The sequence below is a fragment of the Pantoea sp. CCBC3-3-1 genome (genome assembly GCF_007981265.1).
Classification (GTDB): domain Bacteria; phylum Pseudomonadota; class Gammaproteobacteria; order Enterobacterales; family Enterobacteriaceae; genus Erwinia.
Genome location: NZ_CP034363.1, coordinates 3,756,941 through 3,773,099, shown reverse-complemented (window position 1 = coordinate 3,773,099; position 16,159 = coordinate 3,756,941). Strand labels below are relative to the sequence as shown.

Below are 16,159 nucleotides of genomic sequence, written 5' to 3'. Positions count from 1 at the left end.
ATATTTCATATGCAACAAAAGTTGCAAATTCAGGCGATAAGATCCCCGGTGGTCATAGCGGGGATCTTATGGGCTCAATCAGGCGCGGTTACGTTTACGACCTTCTGCGCGCTTTTCTCTTTCGGTAATGGTTTCAATTCGCGGCTGCTCGTGCTCCGGCTGTAATGCGGCTGCCAGCGCCATGGCAATGCTTTGAGCCAGGCAAACCGGCGCGGCCAGCGATCGCGAAAAGCTGTATTCCTCTTCAGGAAGGGTAAACAGCACCTGAGCATTTTTTGCCAGCGGCGAGAGCTGGCCGTCGGTAATCGCAATCACCGGAATGTTTCTTGCGCCTGCATCATCGGCAATCGTAATCACCTCTTTTGCATAATGGCGAAAGGCGATAGCGATCAACACGTCGTTATCACGCATATTGTTGGCCATCTGCGGGGCCAGGCCACCCGCGGAGTCCAGCAGGATCACGCGCCGGTTCAGCATGGTCAGCATATAGCGCAGCAGGGAAGCGACAGGTTCCGATCGCAGCTGACCAGCGATATAAATCGTTTCGGCGTTCTTAAGCAGCGTGGCTGTTTCATCCAGATCCTTTTCTGCCACGTTGTTGAGCAGTTCATGCAAAGTAGCGATATCTCTGATGACCAGGCTTTGCAGAAAGCCAAAGCTGCCTTTCTCATCATTCTTTTTCAGATCGCTTTCCAACGCGGTAATGCGTTCGTTATAGCCAGGCGCTGCCGTCGCCAGCCGCGTTTGAAACACGCCCTGCATCTGCTTAAAACCGCTGTAGCCAAACACCTGGGCAAAACGGACCAGCACCGAAGGGTGCATGCCGCATTTAGCCGCCACGGCGTTAATCGACTCCAGCGCCACCGTATTAGGATTTTGCGTTATATAACGGGCGGCCTGCTGATGCCGCTCCGACAGCTGCGGATAGCGCTGGGTAATTTCATTAACAATTTGCTCATAAGTATTGTGCGGCAGCGGCTTCGGTGCAGCCTGAACGTCTTTCGCTTTTCCCATTACTTCATTCCTTCTCAGGCAGTTGCCAGTCATGCCAGCACGCTACAGCAATAAAAATTGCAAGTAAAACTCGCATGCAACTATTTCTAACGCATTTGCTGGCGGCAGGGAAAATTTACCAGTGGAATTTGTGATTCGTCTCTAAAAAATAGATTTCATTTCAAAGTTCAAATGAAAAATTAATACTCTTTTTATTTTTATTCTATTGATTATTAAGGTTTTTAAAGTTCTTTTTGCAGCTGGAGTTGTCGGTTTGACGCTATTGCAATTTTTATTGCTGTGATCCTAATATTGCAAATATTGATGCTGCTGTGACGGTTTCTGCGCGTTTAACAGGAGCGTTTCAGGCAGATGCAACGATGAGCAGGCGGTCTGACCGACCTGGCTCGGATGCCGGAGGAAAGCACACCATGTATGACAATTTCGGACAGTTTATTAATGGCAGATGGCGCACGGGAAGCGGTAGCGAAGTGGTCAGCGTGATCGATCCAGGTAACAACAGCCAGCTGGGCACCCTTCAGGGCGCGTCAGTTGCGGATACTGAAGAAGCCCTGCACAGCGCGGATCGGGCTTTCGCCAGCTGGAAAGGGACGTCCGGCTGGGAGCGCGCCGATATCTTGCAGCGTGTAGCGGCTGAAATGATCGCGGCAACCGCACAGGCGGCCTTAGTGATCTCACAGGAGAGCGGCAAGCCGGTTGCTCAGGCCAAACGCGAATGGGAGCTTTCTGTCGATCAGTTTGTCTGGCATGCGGAAGAAGCGCGGCGGATTTACGGCCGAATTGTCGAGAGTCGCGTGCCTGGCGGGCGGTGTGAAATCTCTCACGAGCCGGTAGGGGTAGTGGCCGCATTTACCGCATGGAATTTTCCGGTGGTGCTGGTGGCTCGCAAACTGGCACCCGCGCTGGCCGCGGGCTGTACCGTTGTGCTGCGTCCTTCCAGCGAAGTGCCTGGCTCGGCAATGATGATTTTTGAATGTCTGCGTAAAGCGGGGCTGCCGCCAGGCGTCGCCAATCTGGTGGTGGGGCCAACCTCGGCCACTTACGAACCGCTTATTTCATCACCCGTGGTCAAAAAAGTGTCGTTAACCGGATCAACCCAGCTTGGACAGCAGATGATCCGCGACTCAGCCGCAACCATCAAGCGGCTCAGCATGGAGCTGGGGGGCAACGCGCCAGCGATCGTTTATGCCGATGCCGATCTTGAGAAGGCGCTGGATCTGTCGGTCGCCACCAAATTCGCCAACTGTGGTCAGGTTTGCGTGACCTGCGATCGCTTCTACGTGCATGAAAGCCTGTATGACGCCTTCGTTGAAGGCTTCGCCAGCCGCGCCAGCCAGCTAAGGGTCGGCTACGGGCAGGACAAAGAGACCCAAATGGGCCCGCTGATCAACATCCGCCGTCTTGAAGCGATTGAAAGCATCGTTGCGGATGCCCGTAAACGGGGAGCAAGAGTCGTCACCGGCGGTCAGCGCATCGAGAACAATGGCGGCTTCTTCTATGCGCCCACCGTCATTGCGGATGTTCCTGACGAGGCGCTCGCTATCGCGGAAGAGAATTTCGGCCCGATTGCAGCCATCACTTCGTTTAAGGAGACGGACGATCTGTGGCGTCGGGTCAACGGCTCTGACTTTGCGCTCTCCGCCTACGCGTTTACGCGCGATCCGGCATTAATTCGTGAAACCATCGCGCGTTTTGAATCAGGCATGGTGGGGATAAATAGCTACGCGCTGGCCGCTGCCGAAGCGCCTTTTGGCGGTATTAAAGCGAGCGGGATGGGGCGTGAAGGCGGCTCGGAAGGCATTCATGACTACATGAACGTCAAACTGGCCCAGGTGGTTCTGTGAGGAGAAGGCATGAAACTGCATAACATCAAACAGCGCTGGGAAGCCGGTCAAACCGTGCTGAATGGCTGGCTGAGTATCGGTAACACCTTTACCGCTGAGATTATCGCCGAACAGGGCTATGACTCGGTCACCATTGATTTACAGCACGGTTTTGTGGGTTATGAAGAAGCGAAACAGATGTTACAGGCGATGCGGGCCAGCGGCGTGGCGCCGATGGTGCGGGTTCCCTGGCTGGAGCCGGGCATCATTATGAAAGCGCTGGATGCGGGCGCATGGGGAATTATCTGCCCGATGGTCAGTACGGCAGAACAGGCGCGTGCACTGGTCTCCTGCGTGCGTTATCCACCAGCAGGCAGCCGCAGTTTTGGGCCGACTCGCGTGACGATTTCAGCCGGGCAGGATTACGGTCAGCACGCGGACCAGCACGTCGTCTGCTTCGCCATGATTGAAACGGCCGAAGCGGTTGAAAATATCGAAGCCATTGTTGCGACGCCGGGGCTGGACGGCATCTATATCGGGCCTGCCGACCTGACGCTCGGCCTGACCGGACGTCAATACCGCACCGGCTTCGATCGGGATGAGCCGGACATTGTTGCGGCGATCAAACACGTTCTCGACGCCGCGCATCGTGCCGGTAAAAAAGCGGGCCTGCACAATGGCACCGCAGCCTATGCGGCTAAAGCAGCGGAATGGGGATTCGACCTGGTCACCGTCTCGAACGACGTCCAGCTGCTTCGCACCGCCGCCGCCGCCAGCGTCCAGCAGTTTCGCGAGCTGAATGACGGACAGCGTACAGCGCCTCCGGCTCAGTCAGGAGGCTACTGATATGCCGCATGTACTGGTTGCAGGAAAAATTCACCAGGCCGGGCTGGATGTGCTGCGTAACGCGCCGGGCTTCACTTTTCATCTGGTGCCGGAGGTTAGCGTGGAAAGCTACGCGCCTTATCTCGCCGAGGCGGATGCCCTGCTGATCCGCACGCAGCTGCTGACCGCTAAAGAGATTGCAGCCGCCGATCGGTTGCAGATTGTTTCCCGTCACGGCGTGGGCTTTGACTCGGTTGATGTAAATGCACTAACTGAACGCAACATTCCGCTGACGGTGGTCGGCAACGTCAATTCGCTCTCGGTCGCCGAGCATACGCTAACGCTGCTGCTGGCCGTGGCGAAACGTGTTTGCTACTTCGACCGCAGCATCCGTCAGGGTGAATGGAACTGCCGCAACGGTTTTTCAGCGGTTGAAGTGGCAGGCCGGAGGCTGTTCGTACTGGGATTTGGTCGTATCGGACGGGAAGTCGCTCGCCTGGCAGCCAGTTTTCGCATGGAAGTTATCGCTTACGATCCCTACCTGCCGGACGACGTTTTTACCGAACATGGCGTGCAGCGCGTGGGTGACATCGGGGAAGGCCTGAAGATCGCCGATGCCGTCACTGTCCATCTGCCGCTAAGTGGCGAAAAACCGGTTATCGGCAAGGCAGAGCTTGCAATGATGAAGCGCGGCGCCTTGCTGATTAATACCGCGCGTGGCGGCATCGTCGATGAGGATGCGCTGGCCGAAGCGCTGCAACAAGAGCATCTGGGTGGAGCAGGGCTGGACGTGCTGAAGCAGGAGCCTGCGGATCTGAGCGCGGCACTGCTGGCGCAAAGCGATCGCCTGATCCTCAGCCCGCACTCCGCTGGCCTTACCGCAGAAGCCGCGATGCGTATGTCGGTTTCCGCCGCCAGCAATATAGTCGATTTCTACACGGGTCAGCTTGATACCGCGCTGGTGGTCAATCATCAGCAGCTGGCGCTCGACGACCTGATGAGCCAGACACCTTAAAAATAATAATTACCCTCTTACCCGGAGTTAACAATGATCAGAGTCGCGATGCTCGGCGCAGGCCGTATTGGACAGGTGCACGCTGCAAACGTTGCACAACATAAAGGGGCGATACTGGCAGCCGTCGCCGATCCGTTAATTGAAAACGCTCAGGCACTGACGGCGGCGTTTGGCGGCATTGCGCTGGCCGATCCGCTGGAAGCGATCCACCATCCTGATATTGATGCCGTGGTTATCGGTACGCCAACGCATACCCACATCGATCTGATGCTGGCGGCGGCGAAAGCGGGCAAAGCAGTATTATGTGAGAAGCCGGTCGATCTTGATATTGCCAAAGCGTATGCCGCCGAAAAAGCGCTGGGCGATAAGGCGAATCGGGTGATGCTGGGCTTCAATCGCCGTTTTGATCCCGGTTTCAGCGAGATGCATCGTCGCATTCAGCAGGGCGACATTGGCGACTTTCACCAGTTGCTGATCGCCAGCCGCGATCCTGGCCTGGCACCAATGGGCTATCTGAAAACCTCCGGCGGCATTTTCCGTGACATGGTTATCCATGATTTCGACCTTGCCAGATGGTTTTTGGGCGAAGAGCCGACGGAGGTTTTTGCCGTTGCCAGCCGCCTGTTTGAACCCTCGCTGGAAGCGCTGGGCGATTACGACACGGTCATGGTGCAGATGCGCACAGCATCCGGGAAACAGTGCCAGATCAACTGTAGCCGCCGGGCCGTGTACGGCTATGACCAGCGCATGGAAGTGTTTGGTTCGGCAGGGATGATGATGAATGATAACCTGCGAGAAACCCCCGTTCGTCGCTTCAGCGCGACGGAAACCGAAGTACGCGGGCCGCTGCTCGACTTCTTTATGCAGCGCTATACCGATGCCTATCGTCATGAAATGGATGCTTTTATTACTGCTGTTGCTGATGACAGGACTATGCCGGTTACGGTTCGGGACGGCTGCCTCGCCCTGAAGCTGGCGGATGCTGCACAGCTGTCGGCGGATACCCACAGCGTCGTCACGCTGGAATAGAAATCCACCATCCGCCTTGCGGTCTGCTCTGCCCGGTTCCAGGCCATCCGCCTGGATTTAACGATTTGAAAACGATTGAGGGGCTGGCTGTAATATCCCCCAGCCGTACAGGATATCGTAATGATGAAAAAGATAATTTTATTGTCTCTGGCATTAATTTCGCTCAGCCCGTCGGCATTTGCGCTTCAGGTTGGGGTCAGTATTGCCCAAATGGATGATGTATTTCTTTCGCGGCTGAGAGGCTACGTCATTGAAAGATCGAAAACCTATCCGGATATGAAATTGCAATTTGAAGATGCACAAGGCGCAGTAGATAAACAATTAAGCCAGGTGCAAAACTTTATTAATGCAAAAGTTGACGTCATTATTGTTAACCCGGTTGACACTCAGGGGACAAAAAACGTTTCTGACGCCGCGCGTGCTGCTAAAATTCCGCTTATTTATCTTAACCGTATGCCGTCTGATTCCGAAATGGGAAATGGCGTCAGCTATATTGGCAGCAATGAAATTGAAGCCGGACGCCTGCAAATGCAATACCTTGCGGACAGGGTTAAAGATCGCCCTTCGGTGAACGTCGCCATCATGAAAGGCTTACTGAGCAATGACGCGACTCGGTTTCGTACTCAGGGCGCGAAAGAGATTATTGCTAAGCATCCGAATATGCATGTGGTGATTGAAGATACGGCAAAATGGATGCGCGAAGACGGGATGAACCTGATGAATAACTGGATTTTATCGGGTGATAAAATCGATATTCTTTCCGCCAACGCGGATGAAATGGCGATTGGCGCGGCGATGGCGATTAAAAGCAACGGCATGAAAATTGGCAAAGATATTCTGGTAGGCGGAACGGACGGCGGCCCAAATGGGTTGCAGTCAATAAAAGCCGGATTACTAACCGTAACCGTTTTCCAGGATGCAAAATCTCAGGCTTATGGTGCTGTCGATATGGCGGAAAAGGCCTCGAAAGGCGAAAGCATAAAGGATATTAACTTTATTCCTTTTCAGCTGGTCACGCCGGAAAATTATCAAAATTTTATGACGAAATAAATTACGGGCTATTACAGGTATCCTTTATTAATCAGGAGTCATTATGAAAACCATCAAAGGTCCTGCTGTTTTTCTGGCGCAGTTCGCCGGCGACAGTGCGCCTTTTAATACCCTTGAAGGTATGGCGGGTTGGGCGGCAGCGAAAGGGTTTAAAGCCGTTGAAATCCCCAGCTGGGATACCCGCTTAATTGATCTGCATAAAGCGGCCGAAAGTCAGACTTACGTTGATGAAATCCTCGGCGTTCTGGATAAGCACGGACTGGAACTGACCGATCTCGCCAGTCATTTGCAGGGGCAGCTGGTGGCGCTGCATCCGGCATTTAATTTACCTGCGGACAGCTTTGCGCCGGCGAAGGTGCATAACAACCCCGAGCTGCGCCAGCGCTGGGCTACCGAACAGCTGCTGCTGGCCGCTAAAGCCTCTCGCCGCTTTGGGCTGGACAGGCACGTGACGTTTTCCGGCACGTTGCTCTGGCCTTATCTTTACCCTTATCCGCAATGGCCGGAAGGGTTGATTGAAGAAGGGTTTGACGAACTCGCCCGCCGCTGGACCCCTATTCTTAACGCCTTTGATGAGCAGGGCGTGGATGTTTGCTATGAGATCCATCCAACAGAAGACCTTCATGACGGCCTGACGTTTGAACGGTTCCTGGAAAAAACAGGTAATCATGCACGCTGCAACATGATGTATGACCCCAGCCATCTGGTGTTACAGAGCATTGATTATCTGACCTGGATCGATCATTACCACGAACGGATCAAAGCGTTTCACGTGAAGGACGCGGAGTTTCGGCCGGATGGTAAAACCGGGGCATACGGAGGCTATCAGCCCTGGACAAGTCGGGCCGGGCGTTTCCGTTCACCGGGCGACGGTCAGATCGATTTTGGCGGCATCTTTTCCAAACTGACCGGCTATGGCTTTGATGGCTGGGCGGTACTGGAATGGGAGTGCTGCTTTAAAAACCCGGAAGACGGCGCGCGCGAAGGGGCGAACTTTATTAGCGACCACATCATTCGGGTAACGGGGAAATCATTTGATGATTTCTGCAAGTCTTACGCCGACAGCTCGCTCAACAGAAAAATTTTAGGCCTTTAAGGGGAAATCATGAACAAAACGTTGAAAGGACGTCGGATCAGACTGGGAATGGTGGGCGGCGGCGAAGGTGCCTATATCGGCGGTATTCACCGCTTTGCGGCCCGGCTCGACAATCAGTTCGAACTGGTGGCGGGGGCGTTTGATATTAACGCTGAACGCGGTCATGCTTTTGCCGCGCAGAACTATATTGCTGCCGATCGCTCGTATGATGATTATCAGTCGATGATTGCCGCAGAATCCCAGCGCGAAGATGGCGTGGATGTTATCGCCATTTGCACGCCTAATTTCACCCACTATCCTGTCGCGCGCGCCTGTCTGGAAGCCGGTATCGCAGTTATCTGTGAAAAACCGCTGACCACAACCTTGCAGGATGCTCAGGCGCTGGCGGAAGTGGTCGAGCGTACGGGCGGCTTTCTCGGCGTCACTTACACCTACTCCGGTTATCCGATGATCCAGGAAGCAAAGCAGCGTGTCGAGGCGGGACTGATCGGAAAAGTACGCACAGTTCAGGTGGAGTATCCGCTGGAGTGGATGGCGACAGGCGTTGAGCGACAGAATAACCAGCAGGCAGCCTGGCGAGTAGATCCCAGGAAAAATGGTCGGGGTGGTTCTGTGGGCGATATTGGCACGCATGCATATCATCTGGCGGGCTACGTGACGGGCCTGAAAGCGGAAAGCGTGATGGGGGATCTGGCGACGTTCGTTGAAGGCCGTGCGCTGGATGATAATGCTCACGTCATGATCCGCTACCAGGGCGGTGCGCGTGGCCTGTTATGGTCGTCTCAAGTCGCAATCGGCTGTGCCAACTCGCTGCGGCTGCGCGTTTTTGGCGAGAAAGGCAGCCTGATGTGGTCTCAGGAGCAGCCGAACGAATTAATTTATACGCCGCTGGGCGGGAACACGCAGATCGTTAAGCGTGGTCGTGACGATCTTGATGCGCTGACCCGCGCCCGAACCCGCACGCCGCCGGGTCATCCTGAAGGCTACATTGAAGCTTTTACCAACCTCTATTCAGGATTTGCCGAAGTGCTTCGCGCTCGTGATGAACGGCGCGAGCCTGACGCGGCCGGTCGCAATATTCCGCAAATTTACGACGGCCTGAAAGGCGTGGCGTTCGTCGATGCGGTGGTCGACAGCCATGAACAGGGCACGGTTTGGAAGAAGCCGGAATACAGCTAGCGGCCAGAGGGGCTTCCCTCGCCGGACGCCCCTTAAAAAGACATATTGAAACGGGTAATAATATTGATTCTGGAATAGGGCGTCTGGTTATCGCTTTCCGGTAAAAAACGGTGAAACGCCAGTAGCGTTTTAAAGGCATTCTGCGCGTCCAGCTGGAGGTTATGTTCAATCAGCACATCAATTTTTCCGGCCTGCATTAGCGCCCGGTTTTCCCGGTCCAGATCGTGACCGATAAATGCGCCGGGGTTAATATTTTGTTCAGCAAGCGCCTGAAGAATACCTGAATTACCGCCGCCGACGGTATAAACCGCATCAATCTGGCGGTCATGGTGCAGAAATTGACTGACGCATTCATACATCAGGCGATCGATGCCAAATCCGCCTGAAATCACAGCAATTTTATAGTGCGGAATAAACTGCCCAATGCCGCTGATAAATCCGCCGATCCTCTCCTGTTCACCAATAAACTCCTCGCTGCCGGTAATGGCCGCAATGCAGCCGCTCTCCGTTTTCAGCCATTTGGACATCATATAAGCCGCCGCTTTTCCGGCAGTATAATTATCCATGCCGATATAGCGCAGCCTGGCGCTGTCAGGGATATCGGTCACTATCGTTACCACCGGTATCCGTTGCTTGATCAGGTTCTCGATCGTCGGCACCAGTTCCGGCGCGTTAATGGCTTTAAGGATGATGCCGTGACTGCTGACGGCGCACTTTTTCAGCAAGGCATCGACATCCGCTACCGTCATATTTTCATAGCAGTGAAACCGCAGCTGGATGCGAAAAGAGACAAAGCTGGAAATCTGGCTGATAAACGCTTCTCTGACCAACTCGCTAAAGCGGACCGGCGTATGCATGATCACATCAAAATAGATCGTCCGGCCACGGGCCTGGCTAGCTTTCTGCTGCAAATCAAGATCGGCCATCGCCTGCTTGATGCGGTGCAGGGTTTGCGGATGCACTTTCCCACGCTGATGAAGCGCCCGATCGACGGTAGCCAGGCTCAGGCCCGACTGTGCCGCTATCTGCTTCATACTGAATTTTTTCTGCTCGGCCATGAGGTGTTTTTGAGGTCTTTTTGGGGTGTTGTTAAATAAATGTAACTGCTAATTTGGCTTTGAGCAATGCCGCCGCCACGCGCAGGGCGGGGCAGATGCAACCCTACAGAAGACCTGATAAAACGAGGTGAAAAAATGGCATCACACTATTTCGTTACTGAAGAAGAAGCCTCCGTTGACGACTTTCGCGAGTTTTGCCAACAACGCGTCGAGGCAAACGCTTTTCCACTCGCCAGCGAAGTGGTTTCAGAGGTACTGATTTACGATCGCGCCGTGCTGGAAGATGCAGCACAAACCCATAAACGCACGGTACTAAATGAGTTGCATCAGGCACTTTCTTACGGGCCTGGGGTATTCGTGGTCAGAAATCTTTTTCCTGACACGGGAATCATTGACCGCGCTTCGCAGGTGTTTGAAACAATCATGCAGAGCGAGGCGACAACCAGGGTCCAGGCCGACCATTTTTCTAAAGCCGGTAATAATGGACGTATCTGGAATGCACTGCAAAAAATGGCGGAAGCCAGCCCGGAAGTGTTTCGTGATTACTACGCCAATCCCTTGCTGGGGCTGATATGTCAGGGCTGGTTGGGGCCAGCATGGCGCATGACCTCGCAGGTAAATCAGGTGCGTCCTGGGGGAGAAGCGCAACAGCCGCATCGTGATTATCATCTCGGTTTTCAGCAAAGTTCTTTCGCCGTCGGGTTTCCTGTACCGGTGCAGATCCTGTCACAATATCTGACGCTCCAGGGCGCGATCGCGCATACGGATATGCCGCTGGCATCCGGCCCGACGCAGCTGCTACCGTGGTCGCATCAATATGAGCTGGGCTATATCGCCTATCGTCGTCCGGAATTCGTCAACTATTTCGCCGAACACTTTGTGCAGCTACCGCTCAGTAAAGGCGATGGCTTGTTCTTTAATCCTGCACTGTTTCATGCCGCCGGTAACAACACCACAAAAGACCATGTGCGTACTGCGAATCTGCTGCAAATCTCCTCCGCTTTTGGCGTACCGATGGAGGAAGTGAATCACGAACGGCTGCTCAAACTGGTTTATCCCGTTTTACTTAACGGTGAGCTTTCTGCCAGCGAGGTTAATGCGGCCATCGCCGTCGCGGCGCGAGGCTACTCTTTCCCGACTAACCTGGATACCGATCCGCCGGTTGGCGGCATGGTGCCGAAAACCCAGCAGCAGCTGGTGGCCGAGGCCTTGAATGCCGGATGGAGCGTGGAAAAGTTTGAGGCAGAACTGGATGCGCAGACGTTGAAACGACGTGCGTAAAGCGGGATCGCATCAGAAAAAAGAAAAGGCCGCAGCTGCGGCCTTAGATTGTTAACAAAGTGCAGGTTCAGGAAGCAGAAAGTAATGTTAGTCAGTGACTTTCTTTTTCAGATCGCTGGCGCCTTCTTTGGTCTTATTCCAGCCTTTTTCGGTGCCTTCTTTCGTGGCATCCCAACCTTTCTCAGTCCCTTCTTTGGTTTTATGCCAGGTTTTTTGCGTACCTTCGCTCGCTTTGCTGCTCAGGTCATCGCTTTTACCTTCGGCAGCGTGCTGAGATTTCAGTTTCAGCTCTTTGCCCTGGTTTTGCGTTTGATGCAGTTTTTCTTTCGCCGTGTTCGCGCCTTCATGCGCGGTAGCGACAGTATCGTCAGTTGCATGTGTGGTGGCGGCAAAAACAGGAGACGCCAGCAGAAGTGCAGATAGTGCCATGATGGTCTTTTTCATAATATCCTCGCCAAATGTTATTAGCCTTTAAGTGTAGTTAAGAATGGCACGGTTGGATCGTTGTTTCTCTAAGAATAAACCGTAAATGGATGATTGTAGCGGGATTAGGATGTGTCGAAGCGCTGAGGAAGGGAAGCCTGAAAGGAGTAAGACAGTCAGCGACGTAATAAACGCTCCTTTTGGGAGCGTCTTATACAGGCCGTTAGAAAGAGGGGGCATTCAAAGCAGGTTTTGGCCGCATCATGCGGTTACGGTGACCACTGAAGTGGAAGTGATGACCTGATTGGTGGTGACGGAGGAATCTACCGCACCGACCTGACCTTTGATAACGCAGCGATACTGTCCCGCATCTCCTGCGACAGCGCTTTTGCTGTATGTCGCTTTTGTCGCCCCGGAAATATTGCTCCAGCTGGTGCCGTTGGTGGATTTCTGCCACTGATAGCTGGCGGCATCTTTGGCTTCCACCGTCAGGCTAAGCGTACTTCCGGCCGCGACCGAAAGCGTGGCAGCGGGCTGTGTCGCAATCTGAGGCGTAAAGGCATAGTACGGCATGGCATATTCAACGCCGTTGACATTCACACGCATCCACTGGCGCGGTTTGGACTGCTCCACCGGAACCGTGGTTGATGCCTGCGAACGGGTACTGATCGCCGCCACGTCACTCTGCGCGCCAAAGCCAGCCAGGCCATTGCTCATCGACAAACGTGCCTGCGCCGCCACGCCATTCGGTGCCTCTGCCTGCGTCACGCCGCTTGGGGTAAAGATCGCCCAGCTGCCTGATTCCGTGCGCATTTCACCCGTTCCACGAACGTGAACGCCATACTCACCGATGGTGTCAGGCAGTTTCACCCACAGACCCGGCAGAATATTATTGTAATCCTGCGCGATATATTGCACCTCGCTGATGCCCGTTGTGCCTTCCATCCAGTAAGTCACCGTCGGCACCAGGCCCGCACCGCGAGCGACATGAATATGCAGCGTACCGGCAGAGCGGTCGTTCACAACCGGCATCGGATCGCCGCCGCCAGCGCTGCCATAGCTGTTGCGGCAGTCAACCTCAATCTTCCAGTGGGTGCCGGTTCTTGGCATCTGGAAGGAGCCAATGTTCAGCCACAGTTTGCTGCTGTCGATAGTGCCGCGCAGCACGCCGCTTAACCATTGCGCACGAAGCGGATTATCCAGATAAGTGCCGGAGTTCTGGAACAGGGACATGCCCATTTCATAAGCGGAGAGTTTTGCCGTGATTTCACTGCCGTCCGGGTTTTTCGGATAGCTGTACCAGGCGGCCGTTCCGGGCGTGGTTGTACGGTCGTAATTCACGCCGGTTGGGTTTGACCATTGTGACATCACAACACGCGATTTATAAAATACGGCATCGTAAGTACAAGCCTCAATACTGAGTGCCTCAATCAGCCACTGGCCGTTATTGATGTCCATCGGCACCGAACCGTGCTCGATCCAGCCGTTGCGGATCAGACCCTGGCCGTGACGTGGGATCCAGATAGCAGGCGCGTAGCAGTACTGGAAATTAAATTCGGTAAGCTCAATGGCGGTCGAGTGATCCCAGGCACCGGACGGACGGTTACTCCAGCCCACTTTGATTACCGGGCCCGCGACGCGGCTACAGTAAACCTGGGTGAATTTACTGTCGAGGCTGTCGAGATAGTAAATAGCGGCTTCGCCAGTGTCGATCGCCCGAAAATAAGAGACGTTAGCGAAGGTTCCGCCTACGCACTCGTTGGTGATAAACGGCTGTTTATTGGAGGCCGTATCGTTGAATACGCCCAGCGTAGCGCCGATCAGCATATTGGTGGTTTCGTCCTGCTTCACCGTTTGCTGTCCATCCCATTCGATGCCGTAAATGGAGAAATAGCGATGGTTCAGCGCCAGCACAGCCGAGCTGGATTTGTTGGAGACAATGCGCGTGGCAATCTGTTTACCAAAGCTGGTGGTCGCACCACGAAGAATAAAATCACCTGCCGCGAAATAGCCGCTCGGGTTGTAAGGCAACTCTGCATGATTGGCTGGAATTTTGTCGCCATACTTACGCAGATCGAGTGGCGAAACGAGGTAAACGCCCGCGCCGAAACGAACGCCAACCTTTCGCGACAGCTCATTGGTAAAACCACGGGCAAAGCTGCCGTTCATAAACTCGTACATCGCCTTCAGGGCAGGGGCACAGTCAACGCTGCCGCCCGGCACCGCGCCAAAATCGTGCACGGTCAGCGCTTCGATATCGACATCGCGACGCCAGTGATACGCGCCACCGTTACTGGCAATAAAGCCGCCATCATCCGCTGCCGCCACCAGATAGCCCACAAACCAGCCTTCACCAAAGTTCTTCGAGCGGTCGGAAGCCGCACGGGCATTCCAGGATGTCAGCCAGACACGCTCGCCTTCACTGGCGGGTTTACGGGCACGCAGGGCAGCGAAAGAACCCACTTCGGTTACTGATACAACTGTATTATCACTCATCGTTTCTTATCCTTTTTTGAATTTTAAATACTGTATGGATATACAGTGAATTTACTGTATGCCTGTACAGTGCTTATGGCAATGCCAGAATTTTCCTATTTGGATCAGTGGGTTTATGAAGTGAGCGCGTACTTCTGTTGGACGCGGCTGAGGATGTGGACTGGTTAGTGTTGTTAATTATTTTTGGGGATGGGAAATAATTTTTTGGGGGCGAAAGGGGGAGGAAGGGCTGTGAGGGTGAAGGGGTGAAGGGAAAGGAAGGAGGATTTGGGATAAAGTATGTGAAAGGGGTTTAGCTCACCGTTCTGGCGCGGCTCAGGTTTACTTAGATTTTAATTTGGTTTCTATTTTAATGAAAAATTTCACACTAAAATAAAAAACGGTAGGAATAGTAATAAGCATGAGCCTTCCCCAATATTCAGGGAAAAATCTGATATATATTACTGCCAAGATTAACAGGAGTATAAATGGTACATAGTCAAAGGCAATGTCTAATAAAAACTTTTTTATAAATCTCATTATGTACTCTTTTAGTTGTCAAACTAAAAACTCCCTGCACTATTGCAAGAGCTTACTGAAATATAGACATCAACACCACCCTCCAGAGTATCGGCGCCCCTATGACATCGAAATCCTGATTAAGGGTTCCTTCAATCATGATATCGATATTAGCTGTAATCAACATGATATTCACTTCAGGATATAACTAATTGCTTAAATTATTGCATCTTTCAAACTCACAGTACAACTGTATGCTGTCTCTATAGCCGACATCAGTACGGTCAGGGGCAGGGAGTGGCTGAGATATCAATGTATTTGCTTAACCCCAATCTACGGCTGACACCGGTAGGATCTGAGAAAGGCAGCCTGAAAGAAGATGACTTTAGCACTTTAACTGTCCATACGATATCGCCAATAAAACGGAAGTTCGCTGACTCCTGCTCAATCTGCAGATCTTTAAAAGAACCTGTAACATATTGAACACCCAGTTCGACACTTTCAAGAATACCTGCTGTCGAATCAAGTAAGGTAATCATCAAACTTTCTTCAAATATGACATCATCAGTCAGGAACAAAAGATAACGATATTCAGCAATTTTTATCGCTGCTTCGAGAATTTTACCCGAGACTTCAATACCGGTGTTTTTCCCCTCGATCAGGACAGTGGATCGAGCATGTGAAAACGGTTCCGCTTCGCTGATAATGGATAATGTGACATCGCTGGTGGCTTTCATTACTACTCCATGCACTCAGAATCGCTATGTATTTACTGCAATCTGGTCATCATATCAGCAAAATAATGATGCTGAAAAAAGAGGTAAGGAAAAGCGGCTGGCACACTTTAAAGGTAGGGCTATTGGCCCTCTTGTAAGAGTACGGACATGTAGTGGATTCGTTGGCCAACATAAACCAAATCACAAACACAAAAAAGCCCGCAACGCTTTCACTTTGTGGGCTTTCAGGGCTTCATGGAAGTGGGCTGATGACTATCCACCAGGAACTTGGGGCTGGCGGAATCTGAATACATGTACCCATTATTTTCTTTTACCAGAAAATGCACCTCTGTATATCTCATTTCTCTAGCGAGATATGGCGTACCTTTACCAGAAACTCATGGGCTGTGGTTTCCCAAAGCTCAGGCGAAAAATCAAATTCGTATCGTTTCCTAAATTTTTCTTCCACACTGTCACCATAGACGGAGATAAAATCATCAACTTCTTCGACAAGATCTTTTAGCATCCAGTCTGGTGCTGATTTTTTGAATAGCCTGACTATGCCTTCAATCGTATCCTCGCCATCGTTGATGATGTCGGCGTCCTGGTTGAAATAACCGAATATAAGTTGATCAAGGAAATGAAATTTTTGCATT

The 16,159-nt window shown here is 52.7% G+C and carries 14 protein-coding genes; 8 read left to right on the top strand and 6 right to left on the bottom strand.

The annotated features are described in order from the left end of the window. Positions 1 to 78: 78 nt before the first annotated feature. Positions 79 to 1,014: a MurR/RpiR family transcriptional regulator gene (locus EHV07_RS17625; RefSeq protein WP_147199399.1), complete on the bottom strand. Its 936-nt coding sequence runs from the start codon at positions 1,012 to 1,014 to the stop codon at positions 79 to 81. 410 nt (positions 1,015 to 1,424) lie between these two features. Between EHV07_RS17625 and EHV07_RS17620 the strand changes: the two genes are divergently transcribed. From EHV07_RS17620 to EHV07_RS17590, 7 genes are all read left to right on the top strand, one after another. Next, positions 1,425 to 2,858 carry an NAD-dependent succinate-semialdehyde dehydrogenase gene (locus tag EHV07_RS17620; protein WP_147199397.1) on the top strand — a complete coding sequence of 478 codons (1,434 nt, stop codon included), beginning with the start codon at positions 1,425 to 1,427 and terminating at the stop codon, positions 2,856 to 2,858. A 9-nt stretch (positions 2,859 to 2,867) separates the two neighbouring features. After that, positions 2,868 to 3,683, top strand: coding sequence for an HpcH/HpaI aldolase/citrate lyase family protein (locus EHV07_RS17615; RefSeq protein ID WP_147199393.1), 816 nt, complete (start codon positions 2,868 to 2,870; stop codon positions 3,681 to 3,683). 1 nt (position 3,684) lies between these two features. Further along, a complete protein-coding gene (locus tag EHV07_RS17610; protein ID WP_147199391.1) occupies positions 3,685 to 4,677 on the top strand; it encodes a hydroxyacid dehydrogenase in 993 nt (330 codons plus the stop codon). Positions 4,678 to 4,710: 33 nt separating this feature from the next. Beyond that, the gene (gene iolG / locus EHV07_RS17605) at positions 4,711 to 5,706 is read left to right on the top strand and encodes an inositol 2-dehydrogenase (RefSeq protein WP_147199388.1); all 996 of its coding nucleotides are present in this window, start codon (positions 4,711 to 4,713) and stop codon (positions 5,704 to 5,706) included. A gap of 120 nt (positions 5,707 to 5,826) precedes the next feature. Beyond that, positions 5,827 to 6,756, top strand: a complete 930-nt coding sequence (locus EHV07_RS17600) for a substrate-binding domain-containing protein (RefSeq protein ID WP_254446267.1) — start codon at positions 5,827 to 5,829, stop codon at positions 6,754 to 6,756. A gap of 43 nt (positions 6,757 to 6,799) precedes the next feature. After that, positions 6,800 to 7,852: a sugar phosphate isomerase/epimerase gene (locus EHV07_RS17595; RefSeq protein WP_147199385.1), complete on the top strand. Its 1,053-nt coding sequence runs from the start codon at positions 6,800 to 6,802 to the stop codon at positions 7,850 to 7,852. A gap of 9 nt (positions 7,853 to 7,861) precedes the next feature. Then, positions 7,862 to 9,031, top strand: a complete 1,170-nt coding sequence (locus EHV07_RS17590) for a Gfo/Idh/MocA family protein (RefSeq protein WP_254446266.1) — start codon at positions 7,862 to 7,864, stop codon at positions 9,029 to 9,031. A gap of 32 nt (positions 9,032 to 9,063) precedes the next feature. On the opposite strand, the gene EHV07_RS17585 is transcribed toward EHV07_RS17590, so the two are convergent. Further along, the gene (locus tag EHV07_RS17585; RefSeq protein WP_254446265.1) at positions 9,064 to 10,065 is read right to left on the bottom strand and encodes a LacI family DNA-binding transcriptional regulator; all 1,002 of its coding nucleotides are present in this window, start codon (positions 10,063 to 10,065) and stop codon (positions 9,064 to 9,066) included. Between the two features lie 159 nt (positions 10,066 to 10,224). On the opposite strand from EHV07_RS17585, the gene EHV07_RS17580 reads away from it, so the two are divergent. Next, positions 10,225 to 11,370, top strand: coding sequence for a phytanoyl-CoA dioxygenase family protein (locus EHV07_RS17580; protein ID WP_147199381.1), 1,146 nt, complete (start codon positions 10,225 to 10,227; stop codon positions 11,368 to 11,370). Between the two features lie 87 nt (positions 11,371 to 11,457). Here EHV07_RS17580 and EHV07_RS17575 read toward each other — a convergent pair whose 3' ends face one another. The 4 genes from EHV07_RS17575 to EHV07_RS17560 all read right to left on the bottom strand — a co-directional run bounded on the left by EHV07_RS17575 (position 11,458) and on the right by EHV07_RS17560 (position 16,158). Then, positions 11,458 to 11,814: a hypothetical protein gene (locus EHV07_RS17575; RefSeq protein ID WP_147199379.1), complete on the bottom strand. Its 357-nt coding sequence runs from the start codon at positions 11,812 to 11,814 to the stop codon at positions 11,458 to 11,460. Positions 11,815 to 12,054: 240 nt separating this feature from the next. Further along, positions 12,055 to 14,289 (bottom strand): immunoglobulin domain-containing protein, encoded by a 2,235-nt coding sequence (locus EHV07_RS17570; protein WP_147199378.1) that lies wholly within the window; start codon positions 14,287 to 14,289, stop codon positions 12,055 to 12,057. A gap of 782 nt (positions 14,290 to 15,071) precedes the next feature. Next, positions 15,072 to 15,524, bottom strand: coding sequence for a hypothetical protein (locus EHV07_RS17565; protein WP_147199376.1), 453 nt, complete (start codon positions 15,522 to 15,524; stop codon positions 15,072 to 15,074). A 337-nt stretch (positions 15,525 to 15,861) separates the two neighbouring features. Continuing rightward, a complete protein-coding gene (locus EHV07_RS17560; RefSeq protein ID WP_147199374.1) occupies positions 15,862 to 16,158 on the bottom strand; it encodes a contact-dependent growth inhibition system immunity protein in 297 nt (98 codons plus the stop codon). Between the last annotated feature and the right edge of the window lies 1 nt (position 16,159).

What these genes read in the sequence shown, in the direction of transcription:
- EHV07_RS17625 (WP_147199399.1), bottom strand. Translation starts at nt 1,014, where the DNA reads ATGGGAAAAGCGAAAGACGTTCAGGCTGCACCGAAGCCGCTGCCGCAC.
- EHV07_RS17620 (WP_147199397.1), top strand. Translation starts at nt 1,425, where the DNA reads ATGTATGACAATTTCGGACAGTTTATTAATGGCAGATGGCGCACGGGA.
- EHV07_RS17615 (WP_147199393.1), top strand. Translation starts at nt 2,868, where the DNA reads ATGAAACTGCATAACATCAAACAGCGCTGGGAAGCCGGTCAAACCGTG.
- EHV07_RS17610 (WP_147199391.1), top strand. Translation starts at nt 3,685, where the DNA reads ATGCCGCATGTACTGGTTGCAGGAAAAATTCACCAGGCCGGGCTGGAT.
- iolG (WP_147199388.1), top strand. Translation starts at nt 4,711, where the DNA reads ATGATCAGAGTCGCGATGCTCGGCGCAGGCCGTATTGGACAGGTGCAC.
- EHV07_RS17600 (WP_254446267.1), top strand. Translation starts at nt 5,827, where the DNA reads ATGATGAAAAAGATAATTTTATTGTCTCTGGCATTAATTTCGCTCAGC.
- EHV07_RS17595 (WP_147199385.1), top strand. Translation starts at nt 6,800, where the DNA reads ATGAAAACCATCAAAGGTCCTGCTGTTTTTCTGGCGCAGTTCGCCGGC.
- EHV07_RS17590 (WP_254446266.1), top strand. Translation starts at nt 7,862, where the DNA reads ATGAACAAAACGTTGAAAGGACGTCGGATCAGACTGGGAATGGTGGGC.
- EHV07_RS17585 (WP_254446265.1), bottom strand. Translation starts at nt 10,065, where the DNA reads ATGAAGCAGATAGCGGCACAGTCGGGCCTGAGCCTGGCTACCGTCGAT.
- EHV07_RS17580 (WP_147199381.1), top strand. Translation starts at nt 10,225, where the DNA reads ATGGCATCACACTATTTCGTTACTGAAGAAGAAGCCTCCGTTGACGAC.
- EHV07_RS17575 (WP_147199379.1), bottom strand. Translation starts at nt 11,814, where the DNA reads ATGAAAAAGACCATCATGGCACTATCTGCACTTCTGCTGGCGTCTCCT.
- EHV07_RS17570 (WP_147199378.1), bottom strand. Translation starts at nt 14,289, where the DNA reads ATGAGTGATAATACAGTTGTATCAGTAACCGAAGTGGGTTCTTTCGCT.
- EHV07_RS17565 (WP_147199376.1), bottom strand. Translation starts at nt 15,524, where the DNA reads ATGAAAGCCACCAGCGATGTCACATTATCCATTATCAGCGAAGCGGAA.
- EHV07_RS17560 (WP_147199374.1), bottom strand. Translation starts at nt 16,158, where the DNA reads ATGCAAAAATTTCATTTCCTTGATCAACTTATATTCGGTTATTTCAAC.